This window comes from Flavobacterium soli DSM 19725 (assembly GCF_000422705.1).
Classification (GTDB): domain Bacteria; phylum Bacteroidota; class Bacteroidia; order Flavobacteriales; family Flavobacteriaceae; genus Flavobacterium; species Flavobacterium soli.
On sequence record NZ_AUGO01000002.1, the window covers coordinates 168,993 to 188,711 of the forward strand.

Below are 19,719 nucleotides of genomic sequence, written 5' to 3' on the forward strand. Positions count from 1 at the left end.
TTAAACCTGAAACTTTAAACTTTTTTAATTCATTTCACTATAACCCACAACTTCTCCAATCAAAGTCCCGCTGGTGCAAGTATTGATTTTTACATTCACAAAGTCGCCAATCTTATAATTTTCTCTAGGAAAAACAACCGTGATGCTTTGAGAATTTCTTCCTGAAAATTGTGCTGCCGATTTTTTAGAAGTCTTTTCGATTAAAACTTCGACGGTTTTCCCGATGAATTCCTCGCTTCTAAACCAGCTGTGTTTTTGTTGTAAATCGACAATTTCTTGTAATCTTCTCGCTTTTGTTTCTTCTGGAACATCGTCTTCCATTTTTCTTCCCGCCAAGGTTCCCGGACGTTCAGAATAGGAATACATATAACCAAAATTATATTTTACAAATTCCATCAAGCTCAAGGTATCTTGGTGATCTTGTTCGGTTTCGGTTGGGAAACCAGCAATCATATCTTGCGAAATACTGCATTCTGGAATTATCGTTCTGATTTTTGTGATCAAGTCGAAATATTCAGCTCGTGTATGCAAACGGTTCATTTCTTTCAAGATTCTATCGCTTCCCGATTGCACCGGAAGGTGAATATGCTTGCAAATATTCGGATATTTTGCAATAACGTGCAACACACTTTCGTGCATATCTTGCGGATTCGATGTTGAAAATCGGACACGCATTTTTGGGAAAGTCGTCGCGACCATTTCCAATAAAGTATCGAAATTCACGGCAGTTGCTTTTTGCATATCCGACGCTTTCTCGAAATCCTTTTTCAAGCCACCGCCATACCACAGATAGCTATCGACATTTTGACCCAAAAGCGTAATTTCTTTATAACCTTGATTCCAAAGATTGGTAATTTCGGTCATAATACTTTGTGGCTCACGGCTTCTTTCGCGACCTCGCGTGAATGGTACCACACAAAACGTACACATATTATCGCAACCTCTTGTGATGGAAACCAAAGCCGTAATTCCATTGCTGTTCAATCGAACAGGTGAGATATCACCATACGTTTCATCTTTTGATAAAATGACGTTGATGGCATCATTTCCAGATTCAACTTCGGCTAGAAGATTCGGTAAATCTTTGTAAGCATCTGGACCAACGACCAAATCCACAATTTTTTCTTCTTCGAGGAATTGACTTTTCAAACGTTCAGCCATACAACCCAAAACCCCAACTTTCATCTTTGGGTTGATGCGTTTTACAGCGTTATATTTTTCCAGACGTTTTCGAATCGTTTGTTCGGCCTTGTCTCTAATGGAACAGGTGTTTACCAAAACCAAATCGGCTTCTTCGAGAATTTGGGTGGTGTTGAAACCATTTTCAGATAGGATGGAAGCCACGACTTCGCTGTCCGAAAAATTCATCGCACAACCATAACTCTCTATAAAAAGTTTTTTGGTATTCCCCGTTTTATGTTCTAAAACTAAGCTTTCGCCTTGTTTGTTTTCTTCAATAATCTTTTCCATAGGTCTTCCTTCAGCGGAATTTTTTCAAGCTACAAATATAGTACAAATTTAAGCGATATGACAAGATGGCAGAATTAGATTTAACAATGTTTTTTGAGGAAGATTGAAATATTGAAGGATTGAAAAATTTAAAGATTTTGGATGGAGCTAAATTTTGACTGAAAGATTATGTTTGAAAAATATTTATACCTTAATATATATCTTTTTAAATTTTTTTCGCCAGTCCAAATTTTCTACAATATTGGTCTGGAAGATTCCAATCCCGAAGCTTCGGGACAAATGGATTTTCAAATAGCCCCGATGGTTGCTACTATCCTTTTGTGGCGGTCCCGACGCTTCGGGAGCATAAAAGATAGTGGCATCCAGCGGGAAAATGGATTCATGATAATCACTATCGATTTGCTTCTAATGAAAATAAAAAATCTTTATATTTTAGGACGTTGGAAATCAGCGAATTTGAATTAAAAAAAATCTAAAAACGCAATATTTAAAAAATTCACATACTTTTGCGACAGAAATAGAAGCATTATGGCAAAGAATTTAGTGATAGTTGAGTCGCCTGCGAAGGCAAAAACCATAGAAAAATTTTTAGGAAGCGATTACCAGGTGGAGTCCAGTTATGGGCACATTGCAGATTTGCCTTCCAAGGAAATAGGGGTAGATGTGTTAAATGGGTTTAAGCCGAAATATGAAGTTTCCCCTGATAAAAAAGCGTTGGTGACGAAGCTAAAAGGACTTGCCAAGAAAGCCGATATGGTTTGGTTGGCGAGTGATGAGGACCGTGAGGGAGAGGCCATTTCGTGGCACTTGTCTGAGGAATTGAACTTGAAGTCAGAGAATACAAAAAGGATTGTTTTTCACGAGATTACCAAAACGGCCATTTTGAAGGCGATTGATAATCCGAGGGGAATTAATTATGACTTGGTAAACGCTCAGCAGGCGAGAAGGGTTTTGGATCGATTGGTGGGTTATGAACTTTCGCCTGTGCTTTGGAGAAAAATAAAAGGCGGTTTATCGGCGGGAAGAGTCCAGTCGGTTTCGGTGCGATTGATTGTGGAACGCGAAAGAGAAATCCAGAATTTTAAAGCGGTTGCAAGCTATTCTGTCGTAGCTGAATTTGCCAATGAAGCGGGAAAAACCTTCAAGGCAAAATTGCCAAAGAATTTTAATACGAAGAAAGAAGCCGAAGATTTTTTGAATAAAAATATTGGGTCTATATATAAGGTAGCGGATTTGGAAACAAAACCTACCAAAAAATCGCCTGCAGCACCGTTTACAACTTCGACTTTGCAACAGGAAGCGGCGAGAAAATTGTATCTTCCGGTAGGAATCACGATGCAGTTGGCACAACGTTTATACGAAGCCGGTTTGATTACCTATATGAGAACGGACAGCGTGAACCTTTCGGCAGATGCTATGAATGCAGCAGAAGCTGAAATCATTAAATCGTATGGAAAAGAGTTTTCAAAACCTAGAAGTTTTGTAACGAAAAGCAAAGGAGCTCAAGAAGCTCACGAGGCGATTCGTCCGACGGATATGTCGCGTCATACTGTGAATATCGACAGAGATCAAGCGCGTTTGTATGATTTGATTTGGAAAAGAACGTTGGCTTCCCAGATGAGCGATGCTCAATTGGAACGAACCAATGTGAAAATCGAAGCGAACAATCACAGAGAATTATTTGCAGCAACTGGAGAAGTTTTGCTTTTTGAAGGTTTCTTGAAAGTATATCTTGAAGGAAGTGATGACGATGATGAAGAACAAGAAGGAATGTTGCCTGCGATGAAAGTGAATGAGAAATTACAAAATAATTTTATCACAGCAACAGAACGATATACAAGACCGCCGGCAAGATATACGGAAGCTTCTTTGGTGAAGAAATTGGAGGAACTGGGAATTGGCCGTCCGTCAACTTATGCTCCAACAATTTCTACGATCATCAACAGAAATTATGTTGAGAAAGGAAATTTGGAAGGACAGGAAAGAAATTATACGCAATTGACTTTGCAATCTGGAAAGTTAGGTGAAAAAATGTTGAAGGAAACTACAGGTTCTGACAAAGGAAAATTGGTGCCGACAGATATTGGAACAATTGTTACTGATTTCTTGGTTAAGAATTTTGAAAGAATCCTGGATTATAATTTCACAGCAAAAGTAGAACAGGATTTTGATGAAATTGCAGAAGGAAATGTGAATTGGGCAAAAATGATGCAGGAATTCTACGATCAGTTTCATCCTAATGTGAAAGATGTAGAGGCAAATGCTGAAAGAGAATCTGGGGAGAGAATTTTAGGTAAAGATCCAAAAACAGGAAAACCGGTAAGTGTTCGTTTAGGGAAATTTGGTCCGATGGCTCAGATTGGCGATGCGGAAGATGAAGAAAAGCAGTTTGCTAGTTTGATGAACGATCAGAATATCGGGAATATTACTTTGGAAGAAGCTTTGAATTTGTTCTTGCTTCCGAAAAATTTGGGAACACATAAAGGAGAAGATGTAGAAGTGAACAATGGCCGTTTTGGTCCGTATGTTCGTTTTGGAAAAATGTTTATTTCTTTACCGAAAGGAGAAGATCCATTGGATGTGACTTTTGAAAGAGCCAAAGAATTGATTGCTGAAAAAGAAGAAGCCGATGCTCCAATTGCAACTTATAAAAATGAACCCGTTCAAAAAGGTGTGGGTCGTTTTGGGCCGTTCATCAAATGGAACGGAATGTTTATCAATGTAAGTAAGAAATATAATTTTGACAATCTTTCACAATCGGATATTGTTGAACTGATTGAAGATAAGCTTCAGAAAGAAATTGACAAGGTTTTGCATCATTGGGAAGACGAAGGAATCAAAGTAGAAAAAGCTCGTTGGGGACGTTCAGTTATTACCAAAGGGAAAATCAAGATTGAACTGAGCAAGGATGTTGATGCGACGAAATTGACTTTGGCAGAAGTTCAGGAAATGATCGAGAAAAAGTCGCCTGCCAAAAAAACAGCAGCGAAAAAAACTACAGCCACTAAAAAGCCTGCTGCAAAAAAAGCAGTAGCCAAAAAGAAATAATATATGGAATTTGATTTTTTATCGCCGTTAGAGGATGAAATTTTAGACTTTGTAAAGGGGCTTTCTTCGCAACATTTGGGAAGTAAGGTCGTGATGCATTCGTCCAAAGAATTTCCAGATCTTGATAAAATCAATATTGCTATTATTGGTGTTTTGGAAAATAGAGGTGGCTATAATGAAGTAAATGATGTCGATTTGATTCCTATTCGAAAAGAATTGTACAGTCTTTTTCCGGGTAACTGGCATGCTTCGATAGCCGATTTGGGAAATATTGAATCGGGTAATTCCGTTAATGATACCTATTTTGCTTTAAAGAAAGTAACTGCCGAACTTATCAAAAAGAAAATTATACCTATTATAATAGGAGGAACTCAAGATTTGACTTATCCTTTGTATAGAGCTTATGATGAGCTTGAGCAAATGGTCAACTTGGTGTCGATAGATAATAAGTTTGACTTTGGAAAGGAAGCTTCGGAATTATCGGCTACTTCTTATGTTACTAAAATGATAGTAGAAGAGCCAAATAATCTTTTTAATTACAGTAATATTGGCTTTCAAACCTATTATAACTCTCAAGAAGAGATTGATTTGATAGAAAAACTTTTTTTTGATGCCTATCGTTTGGGAGAGATTTCCAATAATATTTCGATTTCGGAACCTGTTTTTCGTGATGCTGATATAATATCTTTAGATTTAACATCCGTAAAGTCTTGTGATTCGGGTAATTTTATTACTTTTACCCCCAACGGATTTAACGGTAAGGAAATATGTTCTTTATCAAGATATGCTGGAATAAGCGATAAAGTGTCATTATTTGGGATTTTTAATCACAATAGTTCAAAACAGGAAGCAGTTTTGATTGCTCAAATTGTTTGGTACTTTATTGAAGGTTATCATTATCGATCAAATGAATACCCTTTTGGAAGTAAGGAGAGCTATTTAAAATACATTGTGCCTTTAGAAGACGAACAATTAGTGTTTTATAAGAGTGATAAAACCGAAAGATGGTGGATAGAAATACCATTTATTTCAAGTGTTAATAATAAATTAAAAAGAAATACGTTATTACCATGTTCCTATGATGATTATTTAGGAGCTACTAATCAAGAAATTCCAGAGAGATGGTGGAAGGCTCAAAGGAAAAATATCTTATAGTGAAGTAGTTAATGAAAAAATAACGTTGATTTCACATAATTTTAAGTTTTTGTTAGTAAAAAAATTGTTTTTTAGAAAAATAATAAATAGGTTTACGGCCTTAAATTAAGAATATATTATAACCCAAATTTATATGAAGAAGTTCATTGCATTTGCAGCATTATCATCATTATTATTTAGCTGTGGCTCTAGCGACAAAGGGGAATTAGTAGGAGTAAAAGGAAAGAAATGGCATCCGGAGAAACCTTACGGAATGACATTGGTTCCAGGTGGTTCCTATATTATGGGTAAATCAGATGATGATTTAGCTAATATTGGAGATGCTCCAACTAAAACTGTAACAGTACGTTCTTTCTATATGGATGAAACGGAAATCACAAATAGTGAATACCGTCAGTTTGTGGAGTGGGTAAAGGATTCTACTATCAGAGTTCGTTTGGCTATTATGGCTGATGAGCAAGGTCAAACTGCTGGAACAGGTGGTGGTAAAAACGCTACAGGTATTGGAGATTTTGCTTTCGCCGATACTGATCCTGAAAAAATGACTCCATACGATAAGTATATGTATGAAAATTACTATAGTGTAGGTACGGAAGATGACATGTATGCTGGTAGAAAATTAAACAAAAAAGTAAAATTGATTACAGATACTTCTAAGTATCCTGATGAATTTTATACAGAAGTTATGGATTCAATGTATTTGCCTCTTGAAGAGTCATACAATGGATTGAGAACTATCGATAATAGTAAGTTGAAATTCCGTTACACGGAAGTTGACTTAAATGAAGCGGTAAAGAAAAAAGGAAGAAAAGGATTTATCAAAAAGTCTGAGCCTGTAGAAATCTATCCTGATACTACTTCTTGGATTAAGGATTTCTCTTACTCCTATAATGAGCCAATGCATAATGACTACTTTTGGCACCAAGCTTATAGTGATTATCCAGTAGTGGGTGTTTCATGGAAGCAATCTAAAGCATTCTGTGCTTGGAGAACTTTGCATAAAAATGCTTACATTAAATCTAAAAAGAAAAAAGGACGTAACTTGATCAATTCATTCAGATTGCCAACTGAGGCAGAATGGGAGTATGCTGCTAGAGGTGGTCTTCAATCTGCAACTTATCCTTGGGGAGGTCCTTATACTAAAAATGATAGAGCTTGCTTCTTGGCAAACTTTAAGCCTAACAGAGGGGATTATGCTGCTGATGGAGCATTGTATACAGTAGAAGCAGAATCTTTTGATCCAAACGGATATAATTTGTACAACATGGCTGGAAACGTTGCAGAGTGGACAAACTCGTCATACGATGCTGGTGCTTATGAGTTCGTTTCAACAATGAATCCAAATGTACCAGATGCTAAAAATCAACGTAAAGTTGTAAGAGGTGGATCATGGAAAGATGTTGCTTACATGTTGCAAGTGAGTACTCGTGATTTTGAATATGCAGATACTGCAAGAAGTTACATCGGTTTCAGAACAGTTCAAGATTATATGGGAACTGAAACAACAGGTAACGCACCAAGAAATTAAATTATTAAACCAAACTTTATAAACTATCTAATTAACTAAAAAACTATTATTATTATGGCATTTTTAAGCAAAAAAGTAATGAATTTCGCTTACGGTATGGGAGCGGCAGTTGTAATCATCGGAGCTCTTTTTAAATTGCAACACTGGCCTGGTGCAAGTGCAATGTTGATCATTGGGCTTGGTGTAGAAGCGTTAATTTTCGGACTATCTGCTTTTGACCCAGTTGATACTGAACTTGATTGGACACTTGTTTATCCTGAATTAGCAGGAGGAGAAGGGAAAAAGAGAGATGTAAAGAAAGAAAACCCAACTGAAGCTCAAGGTTTACTTTCTCAAAAATTAGACAACTTGTTAAAAGAAGCTAAAATCGATGGTGAATTGATGGCGAGCTTAGGAAATAGTATCAAAAATTTCGAATCTGCTGCTAAAGGAATTTCTCCAGCTGCTGATGGAATTGCTGCTACAAAAAAATACAGTGAAGAATTGTCTATGGCTGCTGCTCAAATGGAGTCTCTAAACAGTCTTTATAAAGTACAGTTAGAAAGTGCTTCAAGAAATGCTGAAGCTAACAAAGAAATCGCTGATAACGCTTCTAAATTAAAAGATCAAATGCAGTCTATGACAGCAAACATTGCTTCGTTAAACAATGTTTATGGTGGAATGCTTTCTGCAATGAGTAACAAAGGATAATTAGTTTTATTACTATATTTTCATAAACAAAATAAACTAAACTAATTAAGAAAAAATGGCAGGAGGAAAATTAACCCCTAGACAGAAGATGATTAACCTGATGTACTTGGTTTTCATCGCTATGTTGGCATTGAATATGTCAAAAGAAGTACTATCAGCTTTTGGATTGATGAATGAAAAATTTGATGCATCTAACATCTCTACAACTGATTACAATAAAAAACTTTTGTTGGTTTTAGAAACAAAGGCTTCTGAAGATCCTTTAAAATTTTCTGAACCAAATGATAAAGCAAAAAAAGTTTCTCAGTTATCAGAATCTTTTTATTCCTATTTAGGAGGTCTTAAAAAGGAAATTTCTGGTGGATATGAAATTGATGAGAAAACAGGAAAATTGCCTTATGAGGCAATGGATAAAGGAGATAAAATTGATGAGCTTTGGTTTGAAGGAGACGGTTACTCTCCAAAAGGTAAAGAAATTGTATCTACCTTTAACAAGTTTGTAACCGATATGAAGTCAATATTTGGTAATGATGTAAAATATCAACCTATCATTAAGGAACTAGAAGCTAAATTTTCAACAGCTGATGTAAAAGATGGTGATGGTGTAAAGAAAAAGTTTTTAGATTATCACTATAAAGGCTTTCCTGCAATTGCCTCATTAACAAAACTTTCAGCTTTGCAAAATGACATTAAAATGATGGAATCTGGTGTTTACAACGTTTTAATGGGGAATACATTTAAAGAAGCTGCTTCTATGAAGAATTTCCAAGCGATTGTAGCTCTTGATAAAAATGTATATTTTCAAGGAGAACAAGTTACAGGTAAAGTTGTTTTAGGGAAATATGATGCCAATACTAAGCCAACATCTTTTTCAGGTCCAGGTAAAATTGAAAACGGACAAGCTGTTATTTCTATGACTGCAGGTAACATTGGTGAACAAAAATTTGGTGGTACCTTTACTTTCGTTGAAGATGGAGAAACTATTCCATTAAAGTTTGAAGGAACTTATGTTGTTGTGCCACGTCCAAATTCAGCTAATATTTCTGCTGATAAAATGAATGTTGTATATAGAGGCTTGCCTAATCCAATGACTATTTCGTTTGCGGGTATTTCTGATGATAAGGTTACAGCATCTGCACCTGGACTTACTAAAGCTGGTGGAAATGGTAAATATAATCTTAATCCAGGTCAAGGTACTGAAGTTACAGTTAGTGTTACTGGTAAAATGACTGATGGTAAATCTGTTTCAGATAAGAAAACATTCAGAATTAAAAATATTCCTGGACCACAAGGTGCAATTGGTGGTGTAATTGGAAATACTAAAGGAGCTAAATCTCGTTTGGAAGTTTCTCAAATATCTGCTTTGCTTCCTGATTTCTTGTATGATTTATCATTCCAAGTTACCCAATTTACATTTAAAGTTCCTGGTCAAGCAGCAGTAATAGTAAATGGTGATAGAGTTAATGCACAATGTAAAGCTGCATTAGCAAAAGCAGGTAGAGGAGATGTTATTACTATAACAGACATCAAGACTAAGATAGTTGGTGTAAGTGCCAATATTATTACAGGAAAAACTGCTCCTGTAGTTTACGAAATACAATAATAATTGAGGTTTGACGTTTTTAGGTTGAACTACTTATAATAAACACTATGAATTGTAGAAATTTTTTATCATTAATCGTTTTGGTAGCAGGAAGTTTTTCTTCTTTCGCTCAATCAAATCTGTTGAATGCAAAAACTCCTGACGAGATAGGAAAGAAAACTGCCGCTCAATTGGTTTCTGATAACGACAAGCCATTACCTTATGGTTTTGTTGACGACAGAGATATCTTGATGGGTAAAGCGGTTTGGGAGATAATTGATTTGGATGAAAGAATTAATTTTCCTCTGTATTTTCCTGTAGATACCAATAATATTGGTTCTGATAGAAGGTCATTGTTTGATGTAATTATCAAAGGTATTAAATCTGGAGAGATTACTGAGGTTTATAGTGATAGCTATTTCAACACAAAAAAGACGTTGAAAGAAATGGAGTCTTCTTTTACTTATATTGATACTATTCCATCAGGAATAGATGAAATCAATAACTACTTTGATGATTATAAGTCAGGTGCAAAAGTATTAGATCCTCAATATATCAACAAACAAGATTTAACAGGTTACCATATTTCGGGATATAAAATAAAAGGGTTTTGGTATTTTGACAAACGTCAAGGTGAGCTAAAGTATCGTTTGTTGGGACTTTGTCCTGTAGCTCCAGAAGCAAGAGAAATTGGTAGTGACAATCCAGATGTTATTGAATTGTTCTGGGTTTATTTCCCAGCAGCTAGAGATGTTTTACATGCTTCTTATGCTTTCAATGACAGGAATTCAGCAATGCCAATCTCTTTCGATAGATTGTTAAACTCAAGACGTTTTAATTCTACGATTTATCAAGAAGAAAATGTTTATGGAGATCGATTAATCGAAGATTATATGAAAGACAATTCGCAAATGCAGTTGTTAGAATCTGAAAGAGTGAAAGACAAAATCAGAGATTTCGAACAAGATATGTGGAACTATTAATTAGTTTCGATTTTTAAACTAAAACTCTTACCATAACGGTAAGAGTTTTTTTATTTTTGTACTATGATAGATTATTTAATTGTTGGTTCAGGTCTCGCAGGAATTGCTTTTGCAGAAACTTGCATTCAGAATGGGAAAAGTATTTTTGTTTTGGATGATCATTCTCAGAATTCTTCTAAAGTTGCCGGAGGGTTATACAATCCTGTTATCCTAAAGCGATTCAGCAAACTTGAAAATGCACAAGAACAATTAATTTTGCTTAATTCATTTTATAGTTCCATCGAAAGGAGAATTGATGCTAAAATCAATTTCCCACTTCCTATCCTCAGAAAATTTTTTTCGATAGAGGAACAAAACAATTGGTTTATTGCTTCGGATAAAATAGGATTGGCTCCTTTTCTTTCTACTAATTTGTTATTTAAACAGTATGATGGCATTGATGCTCCTTTTGGATATGGAGAAGTTTTGCAGACAGGCTATCTTGACACGGCTTTGCTTTTAGATAAGTTCAGAAGTTATTTGGAAGAGAATAATTTATTTCGTGAAGTTACTTTTGATTATGCATTATTGGAAAGTAATGCTGATGGAGTTCGATATATGGATATAAAAGCGAAGCATATCGTCTTTGCAGAAGGGTTTGGGATGCATTTAAATCCCTATTTTAGACATCTTCCGCTTGACGGAACTAAAGGCGAACTTTTTATCATCAAGGCTTCAGGACTCGATCTGGATGTGATCGTAAACACTAGTGTCTTTATTCTCCCTTTGGGGAATGATTTGTTTAAGGTTGGTGCAACATATAATTGGTCTGACAAAACCGATCAGCCAACTGAGGAAGGAAAGCTGGAGTTAATTGCAAGAATTAAAGAAATATTAAATTGTGATTTTGAGATTATAGAACATTTTGCGGGAGTTCGTCCAACCGTAAAAGACAGAAGACCTTTAGTGGGAACGCATCCTGACTACAGCAATATCCATATTTTAAACGGCTTGGGAACTAGGGGCGTGATGCTTGGACCTTCTATGGCGAAAGCGTTATTCGAGAGTATTGAAAATGGAATACCTTTAGAAAAATCCTGCGATATCAAAAGATTTGATAAAAAAAAATGGATTACTTTTTAAAATTTTTATCGTACGAAACGAACATATTGATGTAAATACTTCTTGAAAGTCGCATGACAAGTGGAAATAATAAAATGATAGATCCAAATATTACTGCAAAATTTATAAGCATGCTTTTGCTAAACTGAAAGCAAATGATGAAAGCAATAATTCCAATCGCTACATTCAATCCGTAACTAACATACATGGCGCCATAAAAAAAAGATGGTTCAATCTGGTATTTTAAACCACAATGGCTACATTTTTCCTTCATCTTGATAATTTTACTCAAATGCAGGAGGTTTTGATCCTCATACATACTCTCATTCTGACATTTAGGACAAGTTCCTGTTAAAATGCTATATAATTTGGATCCTTTTTTTAACATTTGCAAAAAATTTGGTTGAACCATTCATTGGTCATGCAAATTTACGACTTAATTGAGGTTTACATCTTAAATCTCGCAATCTTTTAATCAATACTTAAATGCTTAATATACATAATTTGTCGGTTTCGTTTGGAGGAACTTATTTGTTCGAAGAAGTTACCTTTCGTTTAGGAGCCGGTGACCGTGTTGGTCTTGTTGGGAAAAATGGTGCAGGAAAATCTACTATGCTAAAAATTTTAGCTAAGGATTTTGCTCCAGATTCTGGTGCTATTTCTCAAGAGAAGGAAGTTCGAATGGGCTTTTTACGTCAGGATATTGATTTTGAACAAGGAAGAACTGTTCTAGAAGAAGCCTATCAGGCTTTTACAGAAATAAAAGAGGTCGAGAAAAAGCTTGAAGAAATCAATCATCAGTTGGTTACAAGAACCGATTATGAAAGTGACGAATACAGCCAAATTATTGAAGACTTATCAGATTATACCCATCGTTTCGAATTGTTGGGAGGTTATAATTATGTGGGCGATACTGAGAAAATTTTACTTGGATTAGGTTTTAAGAGAGAGGTTTTCAATAATCAAACCGAGACTTTTTCAGGTGGATGGAGAATGCGAATTGAACTCGCTAAGTTGCTTTTGCAATCAAACGATATCCTTCTTCTGGATGAGCCAACAAATCACTTGGATATCGAGAGTATTATTTGGTTGGAGAGTTTCTTAAGAAATTTTCCTGGCGTTGTGGTGATTGTGTCACACGATAAAATGTTCTTGGATAATGTAACGAACAGAACAATAGAGATCTCACTGGGTAAGGCTTATGATTTTAATAAACCCTATTCACAGTATTTGGAATTGCGTCATGAAATTCGCGAAAAGCAATTGGCTACACAAAAAAATCAGGCGAAGAAGATTGAAGAGACGGAAAAGTTGATTGAGAAATTCCGGGCAAAGGCTTCAAAAGCTTCAATGGCACAATCTCTTATAAAAAAATTAGATAAAGTTGAAAGGATCGAAGTAGATGAAGATGATAACTCGGTTATGAATATTTCTTTTCCGGTTTCGAAAGTGCCAGGGAGAGTGGTGATTGAGGCCGAGAATGTAACAAAGAGCTATGGTGATAAAACCATCTTGAAAGATATTTCTTTATTAGTGGAAAGAGGTAGTAAGATTGCTTTCGTGGGACAGAATGGTCAAGGAAAATCTACTTTTATCAAGGCAATTGTGAATGAGTTTGAATATGAAGGAAATATAAAACTAGGACATAATGTTCAGGTTGGATATTTTGCTCAAAATCAGGCGGAATATTTAGATGGTGAGATTACTTTGTTAAGAACAATGGAAGATGCTGCAACCGACACAAACCGATCAAAGGTGCGTGACATGTTGGGCTCTTTTCTTTTTAGAGGTGATGATGTAGAAAAAAAGGTCAAAGTACTTTCCGGTGGTGAGCGAAACCGTTTGGCATTGTGTAAATTGCTTTTGCAACCTATCAATGTCTTGGTAATGGATGAGCCTACGAATCACTTGGATATCAAATCGAAAAATGTCTTGAAAGCGGCCCTACAAAAGTACGAGGGAACATTACTTTTAGTATCGCACGACAGGGATTTCTTGCAAGGAATGTCTAATCTGGTATATGAATTCAAGGACCAGAAGATTAAGGAATATCTTGGTGATATCAACTATTTCTTGGAACAACGTAATATGGAAAATATGCGTGAGGTAGAGAAAAGGGATATTGCAAAAAAAGAAAATCCAAAGGAAAACAACAAGGCTTCCTATGAAGATCAGAAGAAAAATAAATCGTTGCAGAATAAATTAAGTAAAGTGGAAAGTCAGATCAAGCAACTAGAGATTGATATCCAGAAGGATGACAAGGCACTTGCTGCGAATTATGACAAGCATATCGAAGACGCTTCTTTTTTTATGGCCTATAACAAAAAGAAAAAAGATTTAGACCGTCTTCTAGAAGAATGGGAAGTGATACAAGAAGAGATTGATAATGCATAAAGGATAGCCGGAATTGATTCCGGCTTTTTTTATGAAATTTTGGAGGTAATCTGTTGATTATTTTAGGGTAGGCTAAAGCAAATATGGGAGTTTTTTTATACATTCGTTTTACTTACTATTTTACAGCAACATCCAAAACATGAAACAAAAACTATACTTCCTCTGGTTGATTTTAGTTGTATTTTCGGCTTTCGCCCAAGAAAGTTCGCGCAAATGGAACAACAAGAAATGTGCAGTAGTCCTCACGTATGATGATGCTTTGAATGTGCATCTAGATAATGTAGTTCCTTCGCTTGATCAATATGGCTTCAAAGGAACGTTCTACGTCATTGCTTCTTCACCAAATATAGCCAATAGACTCGACGAGTGGCGAGCCATAGCTCACAACGGACATGAGTTAGGCAACCACACACTTAATCATCCTTGTGATGGAAGTTTGCCAGGACGTGAATGGGTAAACCCCGAAGCCGATCTTTCTCGTTATAGCATTGAAAGAGCTATCCATGAAATAAACATGACAAACACTTTCCTGAAAGCACTCGATGGCAAAGACGAACGAACATTTGCCTATCCTTGTGTAGATCTAACAATCGGAGGAAAAACTTTTTATGATCTGGTAGAAAAGGATTTTGCGGGTGCAAGAGGTGCCACTCCAGAGTATCCAATTGCAAAGCAAGTCAACTTGTCAAATATTACCGGCTTTGTAGAAGTGAATTCCACCGCCGAACAAATGATAGCTGAGATTGAAGCCGCGGAAAAAGCTGAGTCGTTTGTTGTATTTGTATTTCATGGTGTAGGCGGAGAACACCCCATGAATGTTGACCTAAAAGAACATCAGAAACTATTAGACTATCTCAAGAAAAGAGAAAAAGACATTTGGGTGGCTACTATGCTTGATGTGGCAAAATACATTAAGAAAGAACAAACGAAATAATTAATTATTAGACACGAATTTCCCACGAATTGATTAGTGAAAATTAGTGGAATTCGTCTCTTTGTTATTTCAAATTCCGAGCATAATAATTACTCATCAACGTCACAAAACTCACAATGGTAATAGTACTCAAAGGCATTATGATTGCTGCAACTAGTGGCAATAAATTACCTGTGACGGCAAAACTCAGTCCGATTACATTATACAAAAGTGAAAGTGCAAAACTCATCTTGATGGTAGTAATTGCTTTTTTAGAAAGTTTCAAAAAGTAATAGAGTTTCTTGAATTCACTCGCGTCAAGTATGGCATCACATGCAGGTGAAAAAACATTTACATTTTCCGAAACCGAAATCCCAACATTGCTTTGAGCCAATGCACCAGCATCATTCAGTCCATCGCCTATCATCATCACATTTCGACCTTTTTCTTGCAATTGTTTGATAAATTCTAGCTTCTGTTCTGGTTTTTGGTTAAATACCAGTTCGGTTCCTTTTGGTGCAACTTGTTCTAATGTTTCGCGTTCACCGTCATTATCTCCCGAAAGTATTTTAATTTGATAGTCTGATGATAAGTTTTTAAAAAGTTGCTCGAGTCCTTCACGGTATTGATTCGTAAATATATATTTCCCGAGATAATTTCCGTCGATACTAACATGGACTGAAGTCTGCTGATGCACCAATTCTTCTTTTTTTCCAACAAATGAAGCCGAACCTATAAGAACCATACTTCCTTTAAGGGTTGCCATAATTCCTTTGCCAGTGATTTCTTCAAAAAAATAGGTATTGAGTTGTGCTGTCTCAGGAAGATAGTCATATAACATTCTGCTCAATGGATGATTCGATGAACGGAGTGTATTCTTAACCAATGCAACATTATGTTCAGTAAGAGGAGTTCCTTCAAAAGCAATAGTCGATTGTTTATTAGTTGTGATGGTTCCTGTCTTGTCAAATACCAATGTGTCTACTTTAGCAAGTTGTTCGATAACCAATGCATTTTTGAGGTAGAATTTCTTTTTGCCTAAGATCCGCAATACATTTCCTGTAGTGAAAGGAGCGGTTAGGGCTAGTGCACAAGGACATGCTACAATCAATACGGCAGTAAAAACATTAAAAGCAATTCCGGTATCAAAGAAAATCCAATAACCAAAACTTACAAAGGCTATTAGCAAAAGGAGAGGAGTGAAATACCTGCTGATACGATCGGTAATCGTTTTATACTGCTGGTCCATTTTTTTCTGGAAAACAGCATTGCTCCACAACTGGGTGAGGTAACTTTGTGAAACCGAATTCAGCACTTCCATTTCGACTTCTTTTCCAATTTGCTTACCTCCTGCAAAAATTTTGTCACCAGATTGCTTCGTGATCGGAATCGCTTCACCCGTCACAAAGCTGTAATCAATCGAAGCTTTTTCGCTAATCAAAATGCCATCAACAGGGATTAACTCTTGGTTTCTAATTAGTAATCGATCTCCCTGTTCAATTTCATAAACGGGAACACTTTCTTCTTTTCTGTTGATGATTTTTGTAACTGCAATAGGAAAATAGGATTTAAAATCGCGTTCAAAACTCAGAAAACTGTAGGTTTTAATCTGGAACATTTTGCCCAGCAACATAAAGAAAATTAATCCGGTCAAACTGTCAAAAAAACCTTGACCATAATCAAAAACAATATCAATCGTACTTCTGACAAACATCACGATAATCCCCAATGCAATAGGAATATCGATATTCAACATTCCCGATTTGATACTCTTATAAGCCGAAACATAATAGCCACTTGCCGAATAAAAGAAACTTGGAAGTGACAAGGCAAATATTAGCCATCTGAAGAATCCTTTATATTGGTCAAGCCAAAATTCCTTATCCTCGAAATATTCTGGAAACGAAAGCAGCATGATGTTTCCAAAACAGAAAAAAGCTACACCAAGCTTGTAAGTAAGACTTCGATCCGCTTGTGATTTGCCAGTTTCATAATGCTCTAAACTGATATAGGGTTCATATCCAATGCGACTCAAGAGATAGACAATTTCTTTCAGTGAAAGTGTTTCGGGATTATAAACAATCCGTACTTTTTTTTCATGAAAGTTGACTTGCGAAGAGTTTATCTGCTTTTCAAGACGCTGTAGATTTTCCAGAATCCAAATACATGAACTGCAGTGTATATGCGGAATATTAAGTGAAACAATAGCCGTCGTATCTTCTCGAAACTCAAGAAGTTTTTCAACAATCTTTTCATTGTCTAAAAAATCATACTTTCCTTTAATATCAAGTGGAGTCGCTCCTGGCGATTGCTCAAAATCATAATAGCAAGTAAGATCATTTAAGCTAAAAATTTCATACACGGTCTTGCAACCCTGACAGCAAAAATTTAATTCTTCAAAAATAATCTCCTCTTCTTTTATAATAGTAAGTCCACAGTGAAAACAATTCTGTGTGTCCATAACTTTGCTCATTTACCTGAAGCAAAGTTCTTGTATGTGTGAGAATTATAATATGATAATTGTCATATAAATTTGTAAATTTGTACACCTTAATACCCCTTTTTCAATGAGCAAATGTGAACAATGTATCGTTAGAGAATTCAGTTCCCTAAAGGCACTCGGTAAAGACGAGTTGCTCAAAATGGCTGAATGCAAGACCTCAATGCAAGTAAAGAAGGGTGAAATTATCTTTGAAGAAGGAGAAAATGTGAATGGTGTTTTCTGTATAAAAGATGGTGTTTGCAAGATGACCAAATTGAGCCAGAACGGAAAAGACCAAATCGTAAAGCTTGTCAAGAAGGGCGAACTCTTGGGACAACGTTCTATGATTAGTGACGAACCAGCCAATCTTTCGGCAGTAGCGCTAGAGGATATGCAGGTATGTTTTATCCCCAAAAACGAAATCATGGGTTTCTTTAACCAAAACAATAATTTCTCGATGAATGTCATGAAAACCATTTGTGGCGATTTGAAAGAAGCGGATGATATTTTGGTTGGCTTGGCTCAAAAAACTGTTCGAGAGCGTTTGGCCTATACTTTATTATATTTAGAAGAAACCTTCGGAATTAATCCCGATAAATCATTAAAACTGCAATTGTCCCGTGAAGAAATCGCTGGTATGATTGGCACTGCTACCGAAAGCTGCATCCGTTTATTGTCTGAACTTAAAAAAGAGAATGCAATAGAGCTGATTGGAAAGAAAATCATCATCATCGACAGGAATAAGCTACTTCGAATAGCAAATTAAGAATCCTATAACCTTTTATTACAATCGTATAAAATTTTCCTTTATGAAATCTTGAACTTTGATAGGAATTAAATTCTAAAAATCAAACGTCATGGAAGATTTACGTAAAGAAGACAGCAAGGAACAATTAAAAGGGTTTAGTACAGAAAGTAATCCACTTGATACTTCTGTGGATGGAATTGCCGAAGATGAGACAACCGGAAGCAGTTACACTGAAGCCGAGAGAGATACTAAAGATGCGATAAACACAGATTATCCAGCCGATGCTCAACATAGAGGTAGTCGTGAACTCATCGATAAATACAACATCAATGACCAAGCCCACTCCGACAGTAGCAAGGATGATTTTGTGAAAACAATATCCAACAATAATCACGCTGACGGTTCTAAGAATAAAGGAGAGGAATAAGATTTATTTGAAAGGATTTCGTTCTTGCCATTCGGTTTTTGGTTCCAAATAATCAAAGATGACATCCATTTTCTTATTGATGAGCGAATTACTGTGTTGGATGTAACCATACATAGCTACCGGTTTTGCTCCAACAGAACTCTTGATTTCCAAAGCTGTTCTGGCAAAAACAATTTCCTTGAAACCTTTGTTGATGGAATAGGCTACCATATCATATAGCATATTCAGATAAAGCATTTTTTCGCGTTGAATGGTTTCGTCATATCCAAGAAAATAAGTGTCCATTGAAGTTCCGTTTTTAATCAAGGTATTGAATCCAATCAGCTTTTCATCAATAAAATAGCCATAAAATAAGAATTTATCTTTCAGCATTTCCTTGAAAACCCTAAAGTGGTTTTTAGCTAGAAAAAAAGTATTAAATGGGGCATTCTTGGCTACGTGAAAATATAAATCATAAATAGTATCTTCATATTTAATGATATCTTCGAGATTCATTTTACGTTTTTCGATACCTTCTGCTTTCTTTCTGCTTCGTTTGTATTGATCGCGATATTTCTTGCTAAGATTAGCTATATAATCATCAAAACACGACCAACTTTCCTTGATTTCGAAAATCATATTAGGCTGTATGTAAAATTTATAATGGTCTTTGAATCCAATATTTTCAAAGTCGGTGATTTCTTCATCTGTAAAATCCTTGAATGAAGTGAGGTGTACTTTCTTTCCTTTTTTCTTAAAGACAAGGTGCAAGGCATCCGAAGCTTTTTTTAAACCTTTCAAAGCATCCTTTTGATTGATTTCATCTAAGAAAATAAAAGCATTTTGTCCTGTCAGCATATTGTTTCCCATGAACAAAACATGCGAACTGAAATTCTTAAAGATGAAATTCCGAACAGATGTTTTTACGCAGCGGTCTCTTTCTCCAAACGACTTTAATTGATTGACATCTAGAAATTGAGATAACGCAATTCCAACGAGTTTTTCATTTTTAAAGAAGCCAATAAAATGACAGGTCATATTTTCTGGGCCAGATTGTTCCAGGACTTTAAGATATTCTTTCGAAAGGAAAATGTTTTCAATAGCAAGTTCATTCCAGTTTTCAGGAAGTTCCGCAGTTGAATTAAAGATTGTATAAGAAAGTGTCGTATTCAAATCAAAAAAAATCGCTCCACAAAAGTAGAGCGATTGTAGTATAATT

Annotated in this window: 15 protein-coding genes; 11 read left to right on the plus strand and 4 right to left on the minus strand. The window is 35.8% G+C overall.

From position 1 onward, the window contains the following. Positions 1–24 precede the first annotated feature (24 nt). A complete protein-coding gene (miaB, locus tag G508_RS0103840; protein ID WP_026704082.1) occupies positions 25–1,470 on the minus strand; it encodes a tRNA (N6-isopentenyl adenosine(37)-C2)-methylthiotransferase MiaB in 1,446 nt (481 codons plus the stop codon). 528 nt (positions 1,471–1,998) lie between these two features. On the opposite strand from miaB, the gene topA reads away from it, so the two are divergent. The 7 genes from topA to G508_RS0103880 all read left to right on the plus strand — a co-directional run bounded on the left by topA (position 1,999) and on the right by G508_RS0103880 (position 11,578). Continuing rightward, a complete protein-coding gene (topA, locus tag G508_RS0103850) occupies positions 1,999–4,518 on the plus strand; it encodes a type I DNA topoisomerase (protein ID WP_026704084.1) in 2,520 nt (839 codons plus the stop codon). Positions 4,519–4,521: 3 nt separating this feature from the next. Next, a complete protein-coding gene (locus tag G508_RS0103855) occupies positions 4,522–5,673 on the plus strand; it encodes a formimidoylglutamase (protein ID WP_026704085.1) in 1,152 nt (383 codons plus the stop codon). Positions 5,674–5,806: 133 nt separating this feature from the next. After that, positions 5,807–7,201 (plus strand): T9SS ring complex lipoprotein PorK/GldK, encoded by a 1,395-nt coding sequence (gene porK / locus G508_RS0103860; protein ID WP_026704086.1) that lies wholly within the window; start codon positions 5,807–5,809, stop codon positions 7,199–7,201. Positions 7,202–7,255: 54 nt separating this feature from the next. Then, positions 7,256–7,891, plus strand: coding sequence for a type IX secretion system motor protein PorL/GldL (porL, locus tag G508_RS0103865; RefSeq protein ID WP_026704087.1), 636 nt, complete (start codon positions 7,256–7,258; stop codon positions 7,889–7,891). 55 nt (positions 7,892–7,946) lie between these two features. Next, positions 7,947–9,494: a type IX secretion system motor protein PorM/GldM gene (porM, locus tag G508_RS0103870; protein ID WP_026704088.1), complete on the plus strand. Its 1,548-nt coding sequence runs from the start codon at positions 7,947–7,949 to the stop codon at positions 9,492–9,494. Between the two features lie 47 nt (positions 9,495–9,541). Beyond that, the gene (gene porN, locus G508_RS0103875) at positions 9,542–10,456 is read left to right on the plus strand and encodes a type IX secretion system ring subunit PorN/GldN (RefSeq protein ID WP_026704089.1); all 915 of its coding nucleotides are present in this window, start codon (positions 9,542–9,544) and stop codon (positions 10,454–10,456) included. Between the two features lie 63 nt (positions 10,457–10,519). Continuing rightward, entirely contained in the window at positions 10,520–11,578 is a 1,059-nt protein-coding gene (locus G508_RS0103880; RefSeq protein WP_026704090.1) for an NAD(P)/FAD-dependent oxidoreductase, read from the plus strand. Here G508_RS0103880 and G508_RS0103885 read toward each other — a convergent pair. After that, a complete protein-coding gene (locus G508_RS0103885) occupies positions 11,568–11,945 on the minus strand; it encodes a DUF983 domain-containing protein (protein WP_026704091.1) in 378 nt (125 codons plus the stop codon). The two genes, G508_RS0103880 and G508_RS0103885, sit on opposite strands and share 11 nt — an antisense overlap. Before the next feature lie 98 nt (positions 11,946–12,043). Here G508_RS0103885 and G508_RS0103890 point away from each other — a divergent pair, with 98 nt between their 5' ends. Continuing rightward, complete coding sequence (locus G508_RS0103890) at positions 12,044–13,951, plus strand: ABC-F family ATP-binding cassette domain-containing protein (RefSeq protein WP_026704092.1); 1,908 nt, start codon at positions 12,044–12,046, stop codon at positions 13,949–13,951. A 139-nt stretch (positions 13,952–14,090) separates the two neighbouring features. Further along, positions 14,091–14,885, plus strand: coding sequence for a polysaccharide deacetylase family protein (locus G508_RS0103895; protein WP_026704093.1), 795 nt, complete (start codon positions 14,091–14,093; stop codon positions 14,883–14,885). A gap of 64 nt (positions 14,886–14,949) precedes the next feature. On the opposite strand, the gene G508_RS0103900 is transcribed toward G508_RS0103895, so the two are convergent. Next, positions 14,950–17,325 carry a heavy metal translocating P-type ATPase metal-binding domain-containing protein gene (locus G508_RS0103900; protein WP_026704094.1) on the minus strand — a complete coding sequence of 792 codons (2,376 nt, stop codon included), beginning with the start codon at positions 17,323–17,325 and terminating at the stop codon, positions 14,950–14,952. Positions 17,326–17,431: 106 nt separating this feature from the next. Here G508_RS0103900 and G508_RS0103905 point away from each other — a divergent pair, with 106 nt between their 5' ends. Further along, entirely contained in the window at positions 17,432–18,112 is a 681-nt protein-coding gene (locus G508_RS0103905) for a Crp/Fnr family transcriptional regulator (protein ID WP_026704095.1), read from the plus strand. Positions 18,113–18,203: 91 nt separating this feature from the next. After that, on the plus strand, positions 18,204–18,521 hold the full coding sequence (locus tag G508_RS0103910; protein ID WP_026704096.1) for a hypothetical protein: 318 nt from the start codon (positions 18,204–18,206) through the stop codon (positions 18,519–18,521). Positions 18,522–18,524: 3 nt separating this feature from the next. On the opposite strand, the gene G508_RS0103915 is transcribed toward G508_RS0103910, so the two are convergent. Next, on the minus strand, positions 18,525–19,673 hold the full coding sequence (locus tag G508_RS0103915; RefSeq protein WP_026704097.1) for a peptidogalycan biosysnthesis protein: 1,149 nt from the start codon (positions 19,671–19,673) through the stop codon (positions 18,525–18,527). Positions 19,674–19,719: the final 46 nt, after the last annotated feature.